Here is a 19082-nt window from a genome sequence, read left to right on the forward strand (position 1 = left end):
TGACTCTCACATCGATGAGAGACTTTAGCCTTGCCCCATGACCGATCAGAACCTCCCGGTGACCGTCGTCGGGCTCGGCCCGATGGGCGCCGCGCTCGCCGCCGCCCTGCTCGACCGCGGTCACGACGTGACCGTGTGGAACCGCTCCCCCGGCAAGGCCGCCCCCTTGGTGGCGAAAGGCGCGCGGCAGGCGGACGACATCGTGGACGCGGTGTCCGCGAGCCGTCTGCTCGTGGTCTGCCTCGCCGACTATGACGCGCTTTACTCCGCGCTCGGCCCCGCGCGGGAAGCCTTGCGCGGCCGCGTGGTGGTGAACCTGAATTCCGGCACGCCGAAGGAGGCACGCGAGGCCGCCCAGTGGGCGGAAGAACACGGAATCGGCTACCTCGACGGCGCGATCATGGTTCCTCCGCCCCTGGTCGGGCACACCGGCTCGCTCTTCCTCTACAGCGGCCCCACCGAGATTTTCGAGACGCACAAGGAGACCCTGGCCGATCTGGGCGATCCGACCCATCTCGGCACGGACCCGGGCCTCGCCGTGCTGTACAACACCGCGTTGCTGAGCATGATGTACTCGTCCCTGAACGGTTTCCTGCACGCCGCCGCGCTGGTCGGCAGTGCCGGGGTCGGGGCGGCCGAGTTCACGGAGATCGCGGTGGACTGGTTCCTGCCCTCGGTGATCGGCGGGATCATCAAGGCCGAGGCGCCCACCATCGACAAGGGTGAGTATCCCGGCGAGCTCGCTTCCCTGGAAATGAACGTGACGACGCTGAAGCACATCATCGGCACCAGCGACGAGCAGCGAGTCGACGCCGGGATCCCGGCTGGGAACAAGGAACTGCTGGACCGGGCGGTCGCCGCGGGGTTCGGCAAGAGCGGCTACTCCTCGGTGATCGAGATCCTCAAGCGGGGAACCGCCTGACCGCCGCGAGCGCCGCCAGGAAGCGGTCCACCGTCTCCCGGTCCCGCACCGCGATCCGCAGGTACCGCCCGTCCAGCCCCGGGAAGGTGTCCCCACGCCGGACGGCGAACCCATTCGCCCGCAACCGTTCCCGAACGTCGTCGGCACCCGGCAGCCGCACGAGCACGAACGGCCCCCGGGGCTCCCCCAGCACCTCGACCCCCAAAGCGGTCAAGCCCGAAACCAGGTACTCCCGGTCCGCTTCCGCCGCCACGGCCAGTTTCTCGGCTTCCTCCAACGCCGCCGGACGGCAGCACGCCACCACGGCGACGGCGGCCAGCGACGACACCGACCACGGCGGCTGGACCGCGCGCAAACGGTCCACAATGGACTCATCCGCCAGGACGTACCCGGCACGCAGCCCGGCGATCCCCCACGTCTTCGTCAGGCTGCGGAGGACGACGAAACCCGGTTGCCCCGCAACACTTTCGGTCTCACCGGGGACGGCGTCGAGGAATGCCTCGTCGACGACGACCAAGCGATCGGGGCGGCCCAGCGCGAGCAGATCCGCGGCCGGATGCAGGACGGAAGTCGGGTTCGTGGGGTTCCCGACGAAGACCAGATCGGCTTCCTCCGGGACGTCACCCAGCCGGAAACCGTCGTCGGGCGACAGCACCACCCGGTGCACGGCATGGCCGGCCGCGCGCAGGGCGGCTTCGGGTTCGGTGAACTGCGGGTGCACGACCACCGCGCACGACGGCCGCAACGCCGTGGCCAGCAACGTGAACGCCTCGGCCGCGCCGGAGGTCACCAGGACCCGGGACTCGGGCAGCGAGTGCCGGGCGGCGACCGCGGCCGTGGCGGCGGTGACGTCCGGATAAGCGGCCAGATCGTCCAGTGCCGCCGCCAGTTCGGCGCGCAGCCAGGCGGGCGGCGCCGGCAGGCGGACGTTGACCGCGAGGTCGACGAGCCCCTCGCCGACCTCGCGATCGCCGTGATGCCAGAGGTCGTAGTCAGCCATGGGCGCGCACCGCGGCGGCGAACCGCTCGGCGAGTTCGGGGTAGCCCGCCCAGTGGACGTGCAGATACGACGCGTGCAGGGACGCCGACGCGAAACCGTCCGGAGTGCGGTCCCAGCCCCAGGCCGGGGTCGGGCCGCTGCCGGGTTCGATGATCGTGCGGTGGAATTCGTGCCCGGTGACGCGCTGCCCGGCGACCGCGAGCACACTGTCGGCGGGCGAGAAAGCCTTGCGGTACCCGAGTTTCCCGCGTTTCGTCATGGTGGCCGACGCGTCGAGGACGCCGGTCATCGGCGTCCCGTCGATGTCCTGGCACAGGTACAACAGCCCCGCGCATTCCGCCACGACGGGCATTCCGTCACCGACGGCTCGCGCGATCGCCGTCCGCAGCGGGAGATTCGCCGAAAGCTCTTCGGCGTGCACCTCGGGGAAGCCGCCGCCGAAGTACAGCCCGGCGCAGCCTTCGGGGAGTTCCTTGTCCTGCAAGGGATCGACATCGACGACGTCGACACCGGCGGCGGCGAGCAGTTCGACGGCCTCGGTGTAGCGGAAGGTGAACGCCGGACCCGCCGCCGCGGCGACCACCGAACGTCGCCCCTCGACCGCGAAAGGCGGCCGCCAGGGCTCCCCCGAAAGGCGGGAAGCCGAGCGCGCCACCTGCACGATCGCGCCGAGATCCACGCCTTCGCTGATCCACGCGGCCAGCTCCGGCAGCAGACGTTCGGACTCGCTCGCCCGTTCCGCCGCCGGGACCAGGCCGAGGTGACGGCTGGGCGCGTGGATCTCTTCGTTGCGGTACAACGTTCCCAGCAGCGGGACGCCGGTCGCCTCCAGCGCGGTGACGATCTCGTCCGCGTGCCGTTGCGAGCCCAGCTTGTTGAGGATGACACCGGCGAGCCGGACACGGGTGTCGTACTGCGCGAACCCGAGCACGGTCGCGGCGACACTGCGCGACGCGGCCGACGCGTCCACGACGAGCACCACCGGCGCGTCCAGCAACCGGGCGACGTGCGCGGTCGAGGCGTACCCCTCGGTGCCGAGCGCGCCGTCGAACAGGCCCATCACGCCTTCGATGACGGCGATGTCGGCACCGGCGGAACCGTGCCGCAGCAACGGGATCAGCCGGTCCTCGCCCTGGAGGAACGGGTCGAGGTTGCGCGGCGGCCGCCCGGTCGCCAGCGCGTGGTAGCTCGGGTCGATGAAGTCGGGCCCGACCTTGTGCCCGGACACCTTCAGCCCCCGCGCGCGCAACGCCGCCATCAGACCCGCGGCGATCGTGGTCTTGCCGTGCCCGGAGCCGGGCGCGGCGACGACCACGCGGTTCACCATTCGATGCCTCGCTGGCCCTTTTGCCCGGCGTCCATCGGATGCTTCACCTTCGTCATCTCGGTGACCAGGTCCGCCGCCTCGATCAGCTCCGGCGGCGCGTACCGGCCGGTGATCACCACGTGCTGATGGCCGGGACGTCCGGTCAGCGTCGAGACGACGTCGTCCACTTCGAGCCAGCCCCATTTGAGCAGGTAGCTGAACTCGTCGAGGACGTAGAAGTCGTGGGTTTCGGCGGCGAGACGGCGTTTGATCTCGGCCCAGCCCTCGCGCGCGTTCTCGGCGTGATCCTCCTCGGAACCGGACTTTCGTGCCCAGCTCCAGCCTTCGCCCATCTTGTGCCACTCGACGGCGCCGCCCTGGCCGGTGTCCTCGTGCAGCTTGCCCAGCGCGCGGAACGCGGCTTCCTCGCCGACACGCCATTTCGCCGACTTGACGAACTGGAACACGCCGATCGACCAGCCCTGGTTCCACGCGCGCAGCGCCATCCCGAACGCGGCCGTGGACTTGCCCTTCATCTCGCCGGTGTGCACGGCGAGCAGCGGGCGGTTGCGCCGCTGGCGGGTGGTGAGGCCGTCGTTCGGCACCGTTTCCGGTTTGCCCTGTGGCATTACGCCGCCTTTCCGGAGATACGGGTGCGGACGGCGCCCGCGAGGGTGTCGGCGGCGACCTCGGTGACCGGAACGTGTTCCGCGCCAAGGTGTTCCGCCAGTTCGGCGGCGAGCCCGAGGCGCATCTTGCCACTCTCGCAGTCCATCACGATCGAGGTCACGTTCCCGGCCAGCAGCCCGGCCGCCTGACGGGCGCGCTGGACGGCGTCGGCTCCGCTGGTCGCACGGCCGTCGGTGACGACGACCAGCAGCGGACGCCGCAACGGATCACGGACCGCTTCGATCCGCAGAACCCTTGCCGCTTCGAGAAGTCCTTCGGCCAGCGGCGTCCGGCCACCGGTGGCGAGACCGTCCAAACGGGACGCCGCGGCGTCGACGCTGATCGTCGGCGGGAGCGCGAGTTCGGCGCCCGAGGCGCGGAAGGTCACCAGGCCCACCTTGTCGCGGCGCTGGTACGCGTCGAGCAGCAGCGACAGCACGGCGGTCTTGACCTCGCGCATCCGTTGCCGCGCACCCATCGAGCCGGACGCGTCGACGCAGAACAGCACGAGGTTGCCCTCGCGTCCTTCCCGCCGCGCGAACCGCAGATCCTGGGGCCGCACCACGAGACCCGCGCCGCTGCGGCCGCGAGAACGCTGATGCGGCGCGGCCGCGCGTACGGTCGCGAGCAGATGCGGATGCCCGTCCTTGGTGCCGGCGGGCTGGACGCCGATGGTCCGCCCGTTGTCGGTGATCGCCCTCGATCGCCGTCCGGCCGCGCCCTCACCGGTGCCCTTCACCTCGAACCGCCGGGCACGGAAGGCTTCCCCGGCGCCGACCGGCTTCTGCTCGCCGCCACTCCCGCCGCCTGACGGCTCCTGGCCACCTTGCGAGGGCGGCGGGGCCTCACCGCCCTCGGGCGGGGTACCGGAACCGGGACCGTCGTCGTCGGGACCGGGGCCTTCGGGTTCGGCGTCCTGCAACGCCTGCTCCAGCTGCTCCTCGGAGATCCCGGGCGCGTCGAAGGGATTGCGGCGACGGCGGTGCGGCAGCGCGAGCCTGGCCGCGACCCGGACGTCGTCGGTGGTCACCTCGGTGCGCCCCGCCCAAGCGGCGTGCGCGACCGCGGTCCGCGCGGTGACGATATCCGCGCGCATCCCGTCGACCTCGAACGACGCGCAGACCTCCGCGATCTGCCGCAGCGCGTCGTCGGGCAGTTTGACCGAAGGCAGAAGTCGTTGCGCCGCCTCGATGTCCGCGGCGAGTTCGGCGTCGGCCGCGGCGTACTGGCCGGCGAAACCGTCGGGGTCCGCCTCGTAGGCGAGCCGCCGCCGGACGACCTCGACCCGCAGTTCGGGGTCCCGGCTGGACGCGACCTCGACGGTGAGCCCGAAGCGGTCCAGCAGCTGCGGCCGCAGCTCGCCTTCCTCGGGGTTCATCGTGCCGATCAGGACGAACCGGGCCGCGTGCGACACCGAGACACCCTCGCGTTCGACGGTCGCGCGGCCCATGGCGGCGGCGTCGAGCAGCGTGTCGACCAGGTGGTCGTGCAGGAGGTTGACCTCGTCCACGTACAGCAGCCCGCGATGCGCGGCCGCGAGCAGACCGGGCTGGAAATCGGTGACGCCGTCGGCGAGCGCGCGTTCCAGGTTCAGCGAACCGATCACGCGGTCTTCGGCCGCGCCGACCGGCAGTTCCACCAGCCGCGCGGGACGACGGTGGGCGGGCGAACCTTCCGCGTGCGGGCCGTCCGGGCAGGCCGGATCGGGCTCGACGGGGTCGCAGGAGAACCGGCACGCGTCCACGACGTCGACGCCGGGCAGCAGACCGGCCAGCGCGCGCACCATCGTGGACTTCGCCGTGCCCTTCTCACCGCGCACGAGAACCCCGCCGACGGCGGGCGAGATGGAGGAAAGCACCAGCGCCAGGCGCAGATCCGGCATCCCCACAACGGCGGTGAACGGGTACGGCTTCACAGCTCTCCCTCATCCTCGACGACCTCCGGCCGATCATCGCACAGGAAATCCGTCGTCTAGCGTGACCGAGGTGCGCGAAAAATCACCCCTGACGGTCGTCGGGATCGGGGCCGACGGCTGGCCCGGCCTGTCCTCGCAGGCCAGGGAAGCGGTCCTGAACGCCGACGTGGTCGTAGGCGCTCCACGTCAGCTCGCGTACCTGCCCGCCGGGCTGAAATCCGAGCCCTGGCCCAGTCCGCTCCTGCCGGGGTTGGACGACTTCCTCGCCGAACGCGAGGGCCGTGTCTGCGTGCTGGCCAGCGGCGACCCACTGCTGTCCGGCATCGGCACGACGCTGATCCAGCGCGGCTACGACGTCGAGGTCCTGCCCGCGCTCTCCTCGGTGACGCTCGCCCGCGCGCGGCTCGGCTGGGCGGCGGAGGAGACCGAGGTGGTGACCGTCGTCGGCCGCGCGATCGCGCGGGTGAGCCGCGCGCTCGCGCCCGGACGGAAGATCCTCGTCCTCGGCGCGAACGCCGAAGACCTGCTCGACCTGCTCAAAACCCGCGGTTACGGCAAGAGCCGCGTCACCGCGCTGTCCGATCTCGGCGGCCCCGACGAACGGGTCGGCCCCGGCTCGCTGACCGTGTTCGCCATCGAGGCCGACGGTCCCGCGCTGCCGCTGACCGGGCTGCCGGACGACGCCTTCGAGCACGACGGCCAGCTCACCAAACGCGACCTGCGCGCGTCCGCGCTGGCCAGGCTCGCGCCGTCGCCCGGCGAACTGCTGTGGGACGTCGGCGGGGGCGCGGGCAGCGTCGGGATCGAGTGGTCCCGGACGCATCCGCTGAACCGGGCGATCGCGATCGAGCGGTCGCCGGAACGGGCCGCCCGGATCACCCGGAACGCGCACGCGCTCGGCGTCCCGGAACTCGACGTGGTGACCGGCGCGGCACCGGAAGCCCTCGAAGGGCTGGCCACTCCGCAAGCCATCTTCATCGGCGGCGGACTGACCGTGCCGGGTGTCCTCGACGCCTGCCTGGCGACCGGCGCGCGGATCGTCGCGCACGGCGTGACCCTCGAAGCCGAACAGGCCCTGGCCCGCGCGTACGGCGAACACGGCGGGGAACTGATCCGCGTCGCCGTCGAACAGGCCGCGCCGCTCGGCGGATTCACCGGCTGGACCCCGGCGCGAGCCGTGACCCAATGGAGCAAGTCGTGACTGTCCACTTCATCGGCGCCGGTCCGGGTGCGGCCGACCTCATCACCGTACGAGGCCGTGACCTGCTCGCCCGCTGCGAAACCTGCCTGTACCCCGGCAGCATGACGCCGACAGCGCTCTTGGAGTACTGCCCGGACGACGCGGTGCTCGTCGACACCGCGAACCTCGACCTGCCCGCGATCGTCGAGCGCATGGTCGAAGCGCACGGGAAGGGCCACCAGATCGCGCGGTTGTGCTCGGGCGATCCATCGATCTACAGCGCCGTCGCCGAGCAGATGCGCCGCCTCGACGCGGCAGGCGTTCCGTACGACGTCACGCCGGGCGTTCCCGCGTTCGCCGCCGCGGCCGCGCTGCTCAACCGCGAGCTGACCGTGCCCGAGGTCGGGCAGAGCCTGGTCATCACGCGGGCTCAGGCCCGGTCCACGGCCATGCCGCCGGGGGAAACGCTGGCGAACTTCGCGCGCACCGGCACCACGCTCGCGCTGCATCTGGCGATCAACCGCATCGAGCAGGTAGTCGACGAACTGCGGCCGTTCTATCGCGAAGACTGCCCGGCCGCGGTGGTCGCGCTGGCCAGCCAGCCTGGTGAACAGGTGCTGCGCGGGACGCTCGGCACCATCGCCGCGCAGTCCCGCGAGGCCGGGATCAGCCGCGCCGCGATGATCTTCGTCGGGGAAGTCCTTGCCGCGGAAGGGTTTCCCGACAGTTTCCTGTATTCGGCCACCCGTGATCGAGCGAACCAACCGGAGTCGTTGTGAAGAGTCTTCGCTGGGGCCTGCTGGCCGCCGGGACCATCGCCGCCGAGTTCGCGGCGGGCGTCGAGGAGAGCAAGCACGGCGTGCTCGAAGCCGTCGCCGCGCGATCCGCCGACCGCGCGGCCGAGTTCGCGAGCCGTTTCGAGATCCCGAAATGCTACGGCGCCTACGAGGATCTGCTCGCCGATCCGGACGTCGACGCGATCTACATCTCGACGCCGCATCCGCTGCACGGCGAATGGGCGATCCGCGCGGCCGAAGCGGGCAAGCACATCCTGTGCGAGAAACCGCTGACGATGTCCGTCGCCGAGGCCGAGAAGGTCGTCGAAGCCGCCCGCGCGAACGACGTCTTCCTCATGGAGGCGTTCATGTACCGGCTGCATCCGCAGATCCGGCGGCTGGCCGAGCTGATCTCGTGTGGCGCCATCGGCGAGGTCCGCGCCGTGGACGTCGCCTTCAGCTACAACTTCGCCGTCCCCCGGCTCACCGATCCCGCGCTGGGCGGCGGCGGGATCTTCGACGTCGGCTGCTACTGCACGTCACTCGCGCGGCTGGTCTCGCAGGCCGCGACCGGACAGGACGTCGTCGAGCCCGACGAGGTGCTCGGGATGGCGAGGCTGGATGAGAACGGCGTCGACGAGGTCGCGTTCGGGCTGCTGCGGCTGCCGGGCGGGATCCTCGCGCAGCTGGCCTGCGGTTTCCAGCTGACGCAGGACGACCACATCCGCGTGTACGGCTCCGAAGGGCAGCTGTACGTGCCGAAACCGGCGTGGATCCACGAAATGCGCAAGCCGAAGACGTCGCAGATCGTGCTCACGCCGGAAGGCGGCGAGCCCGAGGTGATCGAAGTCGAGGCGACACAAGGCCTTTTCGCCCGCGAAGCCGACCACGTCGCGGCGCATATCGAAGACCGCCAGGCGCCTGAACTCACCTGGGCGGAGACGCTCGCGAACCTGCGCACGCTGGAACGATGGCGCGAGGCTGTGGCCCGATGACGCTGCTGATCCTGGGCGGCACCGGCGAAGCACGCGAGCTCGCGAAAGAGCTGGTGGCGCGCGGCGAGCACGTCGTGTCCTCACTTGCGGGCCGCGTCGCACGACCGAAGCTGCCCGACGGCGAGACCCGCGTCGGCGGCTTCGGCGGTCCGGAAGGGCTCGCGCGCTGGTTGACCGAGAACGACGTCGACGCGGTGATCGACGCCACGCATCCCTTCGCCGAACGCATCGGCGCCAACGCGGCCATCGCGGCGCGGGAAACGGGCACACCGCTGCTCCGGCTCGCCAGGCCCGGCTGGACCGAAGAGCCCGGCGACACCTGGCATTGGGCCGACGACCTCGACCACGCCGCGCGGCTGCTCCCGGCGCTCGGCGGACGCGTGTTCCTCACCAGCGGACGGCAGGGCCTCGCCGCCTTCGCCGGGCTGGATCTCTGGTTCCTGATCCGCTGCGTCGACCCGCCAGAGGCGCCGCTCCCCCGCCGTCACGAACTCCTGCTGGACCGCGGGCCGTACACGGTGGAGAAGGAACGCGCGCTCATGGAGCGGCACGGCGTCGAGGTCCTCGTCACCAAGGACAGCGGTGGCGCGATGACCGCGGCGAAGCTCACCGCGGCCCGCGGGCTCGGCCTCCCGGTGGTCGTCGTACGGCGGCCGCATCGGCCGGAAACGGCCAGCGTAACGACAGTTCAGGGCGCTATAACCTGGCTTGGCGACAAGACGAAGGGCAGCCCTGCGTAAGCCGTTCGGACCAGACCCGTTAGCGTTGCGCCGATGCGTTTGATCGCTGTCACGCTGGGGTTGCTGTCCGCCTTGTGCGCATTGGCTTTCCCCTTCCTGCCGGTGGTGCAGGACACAGCGGAGGTCGTCTGGCCAACGGGCGGCGACACCCGCTCCGTCAACGCGCCCTTGACCGGGTACTGGGCGCAGGACCTGCGCGTCGACCTGCCGTGCACGACCGTCCGTTCGCTGGACGCGCGTTCGCAGGGCCAGGCGCTGTTGTTCTCCACCGTGCCCGACGGCCGCACCGACCCGCGCGCGGGCAAGGGCGTCGGCCTGCAGCTGCGCATCGACAACGGGGTGCTGCTCGCCTCCAGCCAGGGGCAGCAGATCGTGCAGCAGCCGCTCCCGGAGAACAAATGTGACGTCAAGTTGTCGGCGGACGCGAACCAGATGACGCTGACCGTCGCCGAGACCGTGGTGTTCCACGCCGAGGGCGACGTCCGGCCGCGGCTGGTCGGGATCTACTCGTCGATCAACGCGGGCAAGGACCCGATCGCCGGCCTGCACGTCTCGGTCGTCCCGGACACCCGCTACCAGACGTCGCCGACGGTGTGGAAGTGGATCGTCGGCGTCATCGCGGCACTGTCGTTCATCGGCTGCCTGATCGCGGTGTGGCGGATGGACTCCGGATTCGCCCGCCGCGCGCCGCGCTGGGCGCCGGTCGGCTGGTGGCGGCTGACCGCCCGCGACGCGACGGTGATCATCGCGCTCGGCGCGTGGGTGTTCATCGGCCCGGTCACCTCGGACGACGGCTACATCCTCACGATGTCGAGAGTGGCCGAAGAGACCGGCTACCTCACGAACTACCACCGCTGGTTCGGGGTCGCCGAAGCGCCGTTCGGCTGGTTCTACCACGTTTACCAGCTGATGGCGCACGTCAGCACGGTGCCGCCGTGGATCCGGCTCCCGTCGTTCGTGCTCGGCGTGCTGAGCTGGCTGCTGATCAGCCGCGAGGTCATGCCGCGCCTGGGCACCCAGGTCCGCACGAGCCGCGCCGCCGGCTGGGCCGCCGCCGCGGTGTTCCTGGTCTGGTGGATGCCGTTCAACAACGGGGTCCGGCCGGAACCGGTCGCCGCGCTGGGCTCACTGCTGGCGATCTGCGCCGTCGAGCGCGCGCTGGTGACCCGTCGTCTGCTGCCGTTGTGCCTCGGGCTCACCGCGGCCGGGTTCACCCTGGCCGCGACGCCGACCGGGCTGATCGCGGTCGCGCCTTTCCTGGTCGCCGCGCGCCCGCTGTACAAATTGGTCCGCCAGCGCGCCGAGAACGGCTGGCTCCCGGTGCTCGCGCCGGTGCTGGCCGCCGGGCTGCTGGTGCTGGTCGTGGTGTTCGCCGACCAGACCTTCGCCACCGTGCAGGAGGCGACCCGGATCCGCACCCTGGTCGGCCCGAACCTGTCGTGGTTCCAGGAACTCGCGCGCTACCAGCTGCTGTTCGAAAGCCTGCCGGACGGCTCCGTGCCACGCCGGTTCCCCGTGCTGCTGGTGCTGCTGTGCACCGGGACCTGCCTGGTGGTGCTGCTGCGCCGCGGCCGGATCCCCGGCGCCGCACTCGGCCCCAGCCGCCGCCTGATCGGCACGGTCGCGCTGTTCTTCCTGCTGCTGGCGCTGACCCCGACCAAGTGGACGCACCACTTCGGCGCGTTCGCCGCGGTCGGCGCGGCGATGGCGGCGTTGACCGCGCTGGCGACCAGTTCGACGGTGCTGCGCTCACGGCGTAACCGGGCGGCGTTCCTAGCCGGGCTGCTCGTGGTCGGCGCGCTCGCCGCGACCGGGCCCAACTCGTACTGGTTCGTCTCGAAACTCGGCGTGCAGTGGACGGCGGTGGCGCCGTCGATCGGCGGGATCCCGCTGTCGACCATCCTGCTGATCGCGGCGGCGATCTCCGGGGTGTACGCGTTCGTGGAGAACGTCCGCGCGCACCGGCCCGGCCTGCAGGCGGGACCGCAGGAAGGGCGGAGCCGGTCGCTGCGGCTCGGTTCGCTCTCGCTGGTGGTGGTCTGCGGTCTGATGGCCACGGGCGAGTTCGTCAGCATGGCGTGGGCGATCCACAACCAGCAGGGTTCCTACAGCCTCGGCGCCGCGAACTTCGGGCATCTGTTCGGCAAGAGCTGCAACCTCTCCGACCACGTGATGGTGGAACGGGACGCCGCGACCAGCATCCTTCGGGCCCAGCCCGAACAGCGGACGGTCCCGGTGAAGAAGGAGGAGCCGCCCGCCGGGCAGACCCCGCCGCCGCTGCCCGATCCCGAGCAGGACAACGGCCGGGTGCAGACCGGGTTCCACACGCGCGCGATCGACGACAAGGATCCGCTGGCCGAACCGCCGCACGGCTTCAAACCCGACGAAGTCCCGATGTGGAGCAGCTTCCTCGACCCCGAGACGCGGGCCGGGCGGCTGCGCAGCGACTGGTACGCCCTCTCCGAGAAGCCGGCCGACGGCCAGATCGTGGTCGCCACCGCGGGCGCGGCCCGGCGCCCGACGTCGGTCAGCCTCGACTACGGCGTGAACACCAGCGAAGGCGTGAAGGTCGTGCGCAGCCAGTTCGTGCTGCCGCCGGGCGCCGGGACCAACGGCTGGAACGACACCCGGATCAACCTGCGCGACCTCCCCGCCGAGACGACGTCCGTGCGGATCAACATCGTCGACAACGACCTCACCGAGGACGGCTGGATCGCCGCGTCCGCGCCGCGCGTGCCGACGTTCACCACGCTGACCGAGAAGATCGCGGGCAAGCCGGTGTACGTCGACTGGCCCGCGTCGTTCGTCTACCCGTGCGTGCAGCCGGTGACCTCGCACGACGGCATCTCGAAGATGCCCGAGTACCGGATCACCGCCGGCGCCGTCGCCGACGAGGCGAACTGGGCGTCCAGCACCAACGGCGGCCCGATCGGCTGGCTCGAAGAGGTCGCGGCCGAACCCGAGGTGCCCAGTTACCTGATCGGCCAGCCGAGCCAGTCCTGGGGCCAGCTGCTGCAGGTCGAACCGTTCACCGAGGGGATCGCGCCGACGATCGTCCACGGCGAGAAGGTCGTCCCCGGCTGGTGGTCACCCGGCCCCGGACCGCGGCAGCCGAACGGCAAGGACCCGACCCGCTAGCCGTCACTCGCGTGATTGAGCCCGTAACTCGCGTGATTGGGGCCGGAACTCACGAGTTCCGGCCCCAATCACGCGAGTGCGCTGTCTGATCACGCGAGTTACGCGTTCAGGCCCGCCAACGCGGGCGGCAGCGGAGCCTCGTGAAGGACGCCGAGGCGCTGCGTAGCGCGCGTAAGCGCCACATAGAGCTCAGCGGCACCTCGCGGTCCGTCGGCCAGGATCCGCTCCGGGTCCACGACGAGGACGGCGTCGTACTCGAGCCCCTTCGTCTCCGACGCGGGCACCGTGCCCGGCACGCCGGGCGGCCCGATCACGACGCTGGTGCCTTCACGTCCGGCTTCGTCCTTGACGAACTCCTCGATGGCACCGGCCAGCGAATCCGCGTCGACCTGCCGCGCCCACGGCCGGACCCCGTTGGACCGCACCGATTCCGGCGCCCGGACCTCCGGCGCGAACTCGGCGAGCACCGACGCCGCGACAGCCATGATCTCGGCCGGGGTGCGGTAGTTCACCGTCAGCGAGCGGTACACCCAGCGCCCCGGCACGTACGGCTTCAGCATCGCGTCCCACGAACGCGCCCCGGCCTCGGAGCGGCGCTGCGCCAAATCGCCGACGACGGTGAACGACCGGTTGGGACAGCGCCGCATCAGCACCCGCCAGTCCATTTCGGACAGTTCCTGTGCCTCGTCGACCACGACGTGCCGGTACGTCCAGTCGCGGTCCGCGGAAGCACGCTCGACGAGGCTGCGCGTGTCGTGCTCGACGAACCGGTCGGCGAGTTCGTCGGCGAAGAGCAGGTTCTCCGCCGACAGCATGACGTCCTCGTCCATCTCCTCGCGGTCGAGCTTCATCGTGTCGAACACACCTTCGGCGTACTCGGCCTCGGCCTTCTTCTCCCGTGCGAGCGCCATCTCGGCGGCCTTGTCCTCCGCCTTGTCGCGGCCGAGCAGGTCGACGAGTTCGTCGAGCAGCGGCGTGTCCGACACCGTCCAGGCTTCGCCGTCGGCGCGCAGCAACGCCTGGTCGGCCCCCGCCGCGCGAAGCCGTTCCGAGGACGAAAGCAGCGACCCCAGCAGGCTCTCGGGCGTGAGGATCGGCCAAAGGTCGTCGAGCGCGGCGGTGAACGTCTCGCTCTCCGCCAGTTCCTTCAGCAGGTCCTTCCGCAGCCGCTCCCATTCGTCGCGGTCGTCGCGGCTGAGCCAGCCGCGGCCGATCCGCGCGATCGCCCGCTCGGTCAGCACGTAGGTGACGATGTCGGTGAACGTCCCGCGCGCCTCGTTGTGCGGCAGACCGCTCTTGCGTGCCTCGTCGCGGGCCCATTCCGCGGTCTCGGCGTCGATCCGCACGGTGACGTCGGCGAGGTCGATCAGCACCGGCTCCTCGGGCAGCCGCTGACGATCGGCGACGGCGGCCTTGAGGACGTCCAGCATCTTCAGTGACCCCTTGAGCCGCGTGGCCTCCGGCCCGTCCTCGGCGGTGACGTGCTTGCCGGGCACGAAATCGCCGGTGGTCATGAACACCACGTCGGTCTCGCCCAGCGACGGCAGGACACGGCCGATGTGATGCAGGAACGCCGGATTCGGCCCGACCACGAGCACGCCGTGGCGCTCCATCCGCTCGCGCTGCGTGTAGAGCAGGTACGCGACGCGGTGCAGCGCGACCACGGTCTTCCCGGTCCCCGGCCCGCCCTCGATCACCAGCACCCCGGGGTGCTCGTGCCGGATGATCTCGTCCTGTTCGGACTGGATCGTCGCGACGATGTCCCGCATCCCCTCGCCACGCGGCGCGTTGACGGCCGCGAGCAGCGCCGCGTCACCCTCCGCGTCGCCGCCGGGGCGGCCGAACACCTCGTCGGTGAACCCGAGCACCTCACGGCCGTGCGTGTGGAACTGACGGCGACGGCGCATCTTCTCCGGCGTCGCCGCGGTCGCGGTGTAGAACGGGCGCGCCGCCGGCGCCCGCCAGTCGAGCAGCACCGGTTCGTAGTCGTTCTCCTCGTCGAAGAGACCGATGCGGCCGATGTACGAGGTCTCCCCCGCGAGGCTGTCCAGCCTGCCGAAGCACAACCCGTTGTCGACGACGTCCAGCCGCCGCGACTCCCTGGCCAGCGCGCGCACCTCGACGTCACGTTCCATGGCCGTCCCGCCGGTTCCGCCCAGCGCGGCCTGGTACTCCCCCTTCACCCGCGCGCGTTCGGCGTCCAGGCGCGTGTAGAGCCCGGCGACGTACTCGCGTTCGGACCGGAGCTCTTCTTCATGACCCTGAGTTGACACAGACTCCCATTTCGCCAGGTTTCGGCTACGGCGAGTGAGTCTGAGGCATCACCGGGGTCTTGTGGCAAGTCCCCCCATGCGCTATATGTTTATTACGGAGGGAGTTGCTTCGTCTACTTCTTGGCCCGCTCGGGCCCTGTATCCACGCAAGTCGACGTGTCGCGAAAGCCACTTTCGCGACGTGTGATGTCCCGAAAGTGGCTTTCGCGACACCCGCGGAGGCAGGGGCGCGAGTCGGCCCAGACGGTAGCGAAGGTCTCCTTCCCTACTCTGAAGGTAGCGAAGGAGGCCTTCGCAACGCTGCCGATGCGGCATTGCTGAGCCCCATGCCCTGGACACGTCGCGAAAGCCACTTTCGCGACGTGTGATGTCCCGAAAGTGGCTTTCGCGGCACCCGGCCCACTGTCCTTTGGGGACAGTTCCGGGAGTCGCTCATCCGCACGGTGGCGCGTATTCGAGCCCCGGAAAGTACTTCTCCCACTCTTCCCGCGTGATCCTCGGCGTCGCCAGCTCGCAGATCTCCTCGGCCACGCGCGCGGTGTCCGTCTGCCACAGCTGGACCCCGCTGCTCCCGATCGCGAGCGTATGCCCGTCGTCCCGGTACGCCAGCGAGTTGACCGTCGCCGCGAAGCCGGTGAGCTGCGTCGTCTCCACCGGTTTCCGCGGATCGGCCACGTCCCAGACGCGCACCGTCCGGAACGCCGACGCCGCCAGTTCCCGGCCGTCCGGGCCGAACGCGAGCGGCCCGACTCCTTCGGCGTGCCCGCCCAATTTCGCGAGCCGCGCGACGTGCGCGCGATCGGTGATGTCCCACAGGTAGACGTTCCGGTCGCTGCTGCCCGCGGCGACCGTGCGGCCGTCGGGGCTGAGCGCCATCTTGAACACCGTCCCGCCGTCGGGCCGCAGGGTCGACACCAGGCTGGGCCGCTGGGGATCGGCGACGTCCCACAGGGTCACCGCGGACGAGTCCGGCCCCTGGCTCGCCACGAGCGTCCGCCCGTCGGGGGTGAACGCGAGCGACCACACGGTGCCGTCGCCGACCGGCAGATCCCGCGGTCCGGTGAACCGCCGGGGGTCGCTGACGTCCCAGAGCGTGATCGGTCCGTCGTCGCGGCCGGAGGCGAAGGTCTTCCCGTCCGGGCTGAAGGCGAGCGAGTAGGTCGGCAGGACCTCGGTCGACGCCAGCAGTTTCGGCGTCGTCGGATCGCCGATGTCCCAGCGCTGGAGCACGAAGGTCCCGGCCACCCCGGCACCGGCGTGCGCCGCCAGCGCGAGACTCCGCCGGTCCGGGCTCACCGCGACCGCGGTGACGGTCGCGGGCCCGGGCAGCTTCGAAAGCTGCCTCGGCGCGCGGAGATCATCCATCGCCCAGAGCCGCACGTCGTCCCCCGCGGTGACGAGGATGCGCCCCTGTTCGAGAAAGGTGCCGACGTTCCAGCCCGCGCTCGACGCCAGCGCGAGTTCGCCGACATCCTGCAGCCGGACGGTGCGGTCGGCGCTGGTGGACACGATGGTCTTGCCGTCCGGGGAGAACGCGGTCCACCAGATGGCGTTCGTGTGCCCGGACAGCGGCGGCAGCTCCTTCGCCGGCCCCGTGACGTCCCAAAGACGCACGGACTGGTCGTCCCCCGCGGTCACCACGAGCCTGCCGCTCGGGCTGAACCCGGCCGCCCACACCACGGCCGGGGTGGTCAACGTCGACAAGGGCCGCGGCGCCGCCGGATCGGCGACGTCCCACAGCCTCGCGGTGCGATCCCAGCTGGTGGTGAGCAGCCGCCTGCCGTCCGGGCTCCACGACGGCGTCAGCTGGAGATCCTTGTGTCCGGAAAGGACGGAGCGCCGCCGTGGCGCGGACCGGGTGGTGACGTCCCAGAGTTCCGCCGTCCAGTTCGTGTTCGTGACCGCGAGCAGCGTGCCGTCGGGGCTCAGGACGGCGCGTTCGAGTTGTTCGGCCGGGATCCCGCCGAGCGGTTTCGGCGCGCCGAGGTCGCCGACGTCGGTGAGCCGGACCGTCCGGTCGACCGAGCCGCTGACGAGCAGGCGGCCGTCCCGGCTGAAGTCGAGGGAGAGCAGGACGTCGCGATGTCCGGTGACATCCGCTTTCCGCACCGGACGCCGCGGATCGGTCAGATCCCAGAGCCGGACCCGATGATCCCGGGTGGCCGTCGCCAGCGCGTGCCCGTCGCGGCTGAACGCCAGCGGCCCGCGGACCTCCTCCGATCCGGGCAGCGTCGCCAGGAGTTCCGGATGCCGCGAGTCGGCGATGGACCACACCTGCGTCGCCCGGTAGGAGTCGGAGGTGATCATGAGCTGCCCGCTCAGCGCGACGGTGACGTCACCGGGGTCGAAGGTCATCCGCGTGGCGAACGGCGCCGCCATGGCGGTGAGCAGGCCGTCGTGGGTCTCCTGGATCGGCGCGAGCCGGTACGCGGCGAGACTGAGCTGGGTCGACAGCGCCGGATTGGACTCCCGCAACGTCTTCGCCTCGACGACGGCCTTGCGCGCGAGCGCCTCGTTCCGCTGTTCGGTGGCGGTCCGCCCGGCATCGACGGCGTACCCGACGGCGACACCCGCCAGGAGCAGCAGGACGCCGAGGAGCGCGACGAGTCTTCGCAGCCTCCGCGTCCGTTTGCGGCCGACGGCGGTCTCCTCGGCTTCGGCGTCGAGCCCGGCCTGAAGGAACGTCCGCTCGCGCGCGCTCAGCGCGTCCGGCTCCCGGTCCGCCCATTCGGCCGCGAGCCCCAGCCGCGTGCCGCGATAGAGACTGCCTTTGTCGCGGTCCAGCGACTCCCACAGCTCGGTCGCTTCGGCCAGCTGCCGATGCAGGCGATGCCCTTCGCGGTCCTCCGCGAGCCAGTCGCGCAGCCGCGGCCAGCCGCGGATCAAGGCCTCGTGGGCGATCTCGACGCCGTCGCGGTCGAGGACGAGCAGGCGCGCGTCGGCGAGGCGTTCGAGAACCTCCGTCGTCGCCGGGTCGTCGTCGAGTTCGCGCCGGTTGAGACGGCGCTTCGTGTCTTCGGTGCCTTCGCCGAGCGCGGTCAGGCGCAGGAAGATCTGCCGTACGACGCGTTGCCGGTCCGGCTCCAGATCCGTGTAGACCGCCTCCGCGGTCCGTGCGATCGCGTTGAGGATCCCGCCCGCCGCCTCGTACGCCGCGCTGGTCAGCGTGATCCCCTGACGCCGCCGCCACGTCTCCAGCAACGCGTGCGAGACCAGCGGCAGCACCGCCGGCTGGCCGGTGGCGTCGGCGACGAGCGTCGTGACCAGCGCCGCCTCGACCCGGCACCCCGCGCGGACGGCGGGTTCGACGATCGCGGTCCGGAGTTCGTCGGCGGTCATCGGCCCCACCATCACCTGCGCGTCGGTGAGCGCCTCGACCAGACCGGCGTGACGGCAGAGGTGACCGTAGAAATCCGCGCGGACACCGAGGACGACCCGCGTGCCGTGCTCGTCGCGGGCGAGCGTGACCAGCGCGTCGATGAACTTCTCGCGTTCGATCCGGTCGCCGCAGAGCGTGTAGACCTCCTCGAACTGGTCGACGATCAGCAACCGCCCCTCGGCGTCGAGGTCCTCGTCGAGTGGATGCGCCCCTGGCGTGCGAAGGACGACAGGGCGTTCGCTCACCGCCGCCAGCCCGGCCCGCAGGACGGACGACTTCCCCGAGCCCGACGCGCCGAAGACGCCGACGAGCCGTCGTTCCGCGAGTTTGCCGGTCAGCTCGGCGACCAGCCGCTCGCGGCCGAAGAAGCGGTCGGCGTCGGCCGTCTGGAACGCGGCCAGCCCGAGGTACGGGAGTTCGGTTTCGTCGCGTTCGCCGGAGGCCGCGGCGAGCCCGGCGGCGACCGCGCGCCACCGTTCCTCCCACGCCGCGACGTCACCTCCGCACGCGGCGACGTACGCCGTCGTCACCGCCAGCCCCGGCAGCTTCCGTCCGCCCGCGGCTTCGGAAAGCGCGGCGGCCGAGTAGCCCGCGCGGGTCGAAAGCTCGCGGTACGTCGGCCCGCCGGCCTTCTCGCGAAGCAGGCGAAGATCCGCCGCGAAGCCCACGACGACGTCGTCACCCGGCCCCAGCGGGCGCTCGCGTCTCGGCACCAGGCCCCCCTGATCGTCGAACCGTTACCGATTGGACATTGTTCACCGAAAACGGCCCGACACTGTACAAAAGTTC

Annotated in this window: 12 protein-coding genes; 6 read left to right on the plus strand and 6 right to left on the minus strand. The window is 71.1% G+C overall.

What is annotated here, in order from left to right; all coding sequences use genetic code 11:
* Positions 1-37: 37 nt before the first annotated feature.
* Positions 38-922: an NAD(P)-dependent oxidoreductase gene (locus tag DMC64_RS24895; protein WP_125735493.1), complete on the plus strand. Its 885-nt coding sequence runs from the start codon at positions 38-40 to the stop codon at positions 920-922.
* Here DMC64_RS24895 and cobC read toward each other — a convergent pair.
* From cobC to DMC64_RS24915, 4 genes are read right to left on the minus strand one after another with little or no spacing between them, the layout of a single operon-like run.
* Positions 903-1922 (minus strand): Rv2231c family pyridoxal phosphate-dependent protein CobC, encoded by a 1020-nt coding sequence (gene cobC / locus DMC64_RS24900; RefSeq protein WP_125735494.1) that lies wholly within the window; start codon positions 1920-1922, stop codon positions 903-905. The two genes, DMC64_RS24895 and cobC, sit on opposite strands and share 20 nt — an antisense overlap.
* Positions 1915-3249 carry a cobyrinate a,c-diamide synthase gene (locus DMC64_RS24905; protein ID WP_125735495.1) on the minus strand — a complete coding sequence of 445 codons (1335 nt, stop codon included), beginning with the start codon at positions 3247-3249 and terminating at the stop codon, positions 1915-1917. The genes cobC and DMC64_RS24905 overlap by 8 nt, the downstream gene beginning before the upstream one ends.
* Complete coding sequence (gene cobO, locus DMC64_RS24910) at positions 3243-3857, minus strand: cob(I)yrinic acid a,c-diamide adenosyltransferase (RefSeq protein WP_016332072.1); 615 nt, start codon at positions 3855-3857, stop codon at positions 3243-3245. The genes DMC64_RS24905 and cobO overlap by 7 nt, the downstream gene beginning before the upstream one ends.
* Entirely contained in the window at positions 3857-5812 is a 1956-nt protein-coding gene (locus DMC64_RS24915; RefSeq protein ID WP_125735496.1) for a putative cobaltochelatase, read from the minus strand. The genes cobO and DMC64_RS24915 overlap by 1 nt, the downstream gene beginning before the upstream one ends.
* A 61-nt stretch (positions 5813-5873) precedes the next feature.
* On the opposite strand from DMC64_RS24915, the gene cbiE reads away from it, so the two are divergent.
* The 5 genes from cbiE to DMC64_RS24940 are packed head-to-tail and all read left to right on the plus strand — an operon-like array spanning position 5874 to position 12641.
* Positions 5874-7013: a precorrin-6y C5,15-methyltransferase (decarboxylating) subunit CbiE gene (gene cbiE / locus DMC64_RS24920; protein ID WP_125735497.1), complete on the plus strand. Its 1140-nt coding sequence runs from the start codon at positions 5874-5876 to the stop codon at positions 7011-7013.
* The gene (gene cobM / locus DMC64_RS24925) at positions 7010-7771 is read left to right on the plus strand and encodes a precorrin-4 C(11)-methyltransferase (protein ID WP_125735498.1); all 762 of its coding nucleotides are present in this window, start codon (positions 7010-7012) and stop codon (positions 7769-7771) included. The genes cbiE and cobM overlap by 4 nt, the downstream gene beginning before the upstream one ends.
* Positions 7768-8763: a Gfo/Idh/MocA family protein gene (locus DMC64_RS24930; RefSeq protein ID WP_125735499.1), complete on the plus strand. Its 996-nt coding sequence runs from the start codon at positions 7768-7770 to the stop codon at positions 8761-8763. The genes cobM and DMC64_RS24930 overlap by 4 nt, the downstream gene beginning before the upstream one ends.
* A complete protein-coding gene (locus DMC64_RS24935) occupies positions 8760-9503 on the plus strand; it encodes a cobalt-precorrin-6A reductase (RefSeq protein ID WP_199755085.1) in 744 nt (247 codons plus the stop codon). Before DMC64_RS24930 ends, DMC64_RS24935 begins: the two co-directional genes overlap by 4 nt.
* A 33-nt stretch (positions 9504-9536) precedes the next feature.
* Positions 9537-12641, plus strand: a complete 3105-nt coding sequence (locus DMC64_RS24940) for an arabinosyltransferase domain-containing protein (RefSeq protein ID WP_125735501.1) — start codon at positions 9537-9539, stop codon at positions 12639-12641.
* 98 nt (positions 12642-12739) lie between these two features.
* On the opposite strand, the gene helR is transcribed toward DMC64_RS24940, so the two are convergent.
* Entirely contained in the window at positions 12740-14914 is a 2175-nt protein-coding gene (helR, locus tag DMC64_RS24945) for an RNA polymerase recycling motor ATPase HelR (protein WP_125735502.1), read from the minus strand.
* A 432-nt stretch (positions 14915-15346) separates the two neighbouring features.
* Entirely contained in the window at positions 15347-19006 is a 3660-nt protein-coding gene (locus DMC64_RS24950; RefSeq protein WP_125735503.1) for an NACHT and WD repeat domain-containing protein, read from the minus strand.
* Positions 19007-19082 lie beyond the last annotated feature (76 nt).

This window comes from Amycolatopsis sp. WAC 04197 (assembly GCF_003947475.1).
Classification (GTDB): domain Bacteria; phylum Actinomycetota; class Actinomycetes; order Mycobacteriales; family Pseudonocardiaceae; genus Amycolatopsis; species Amycolatopsis japonica.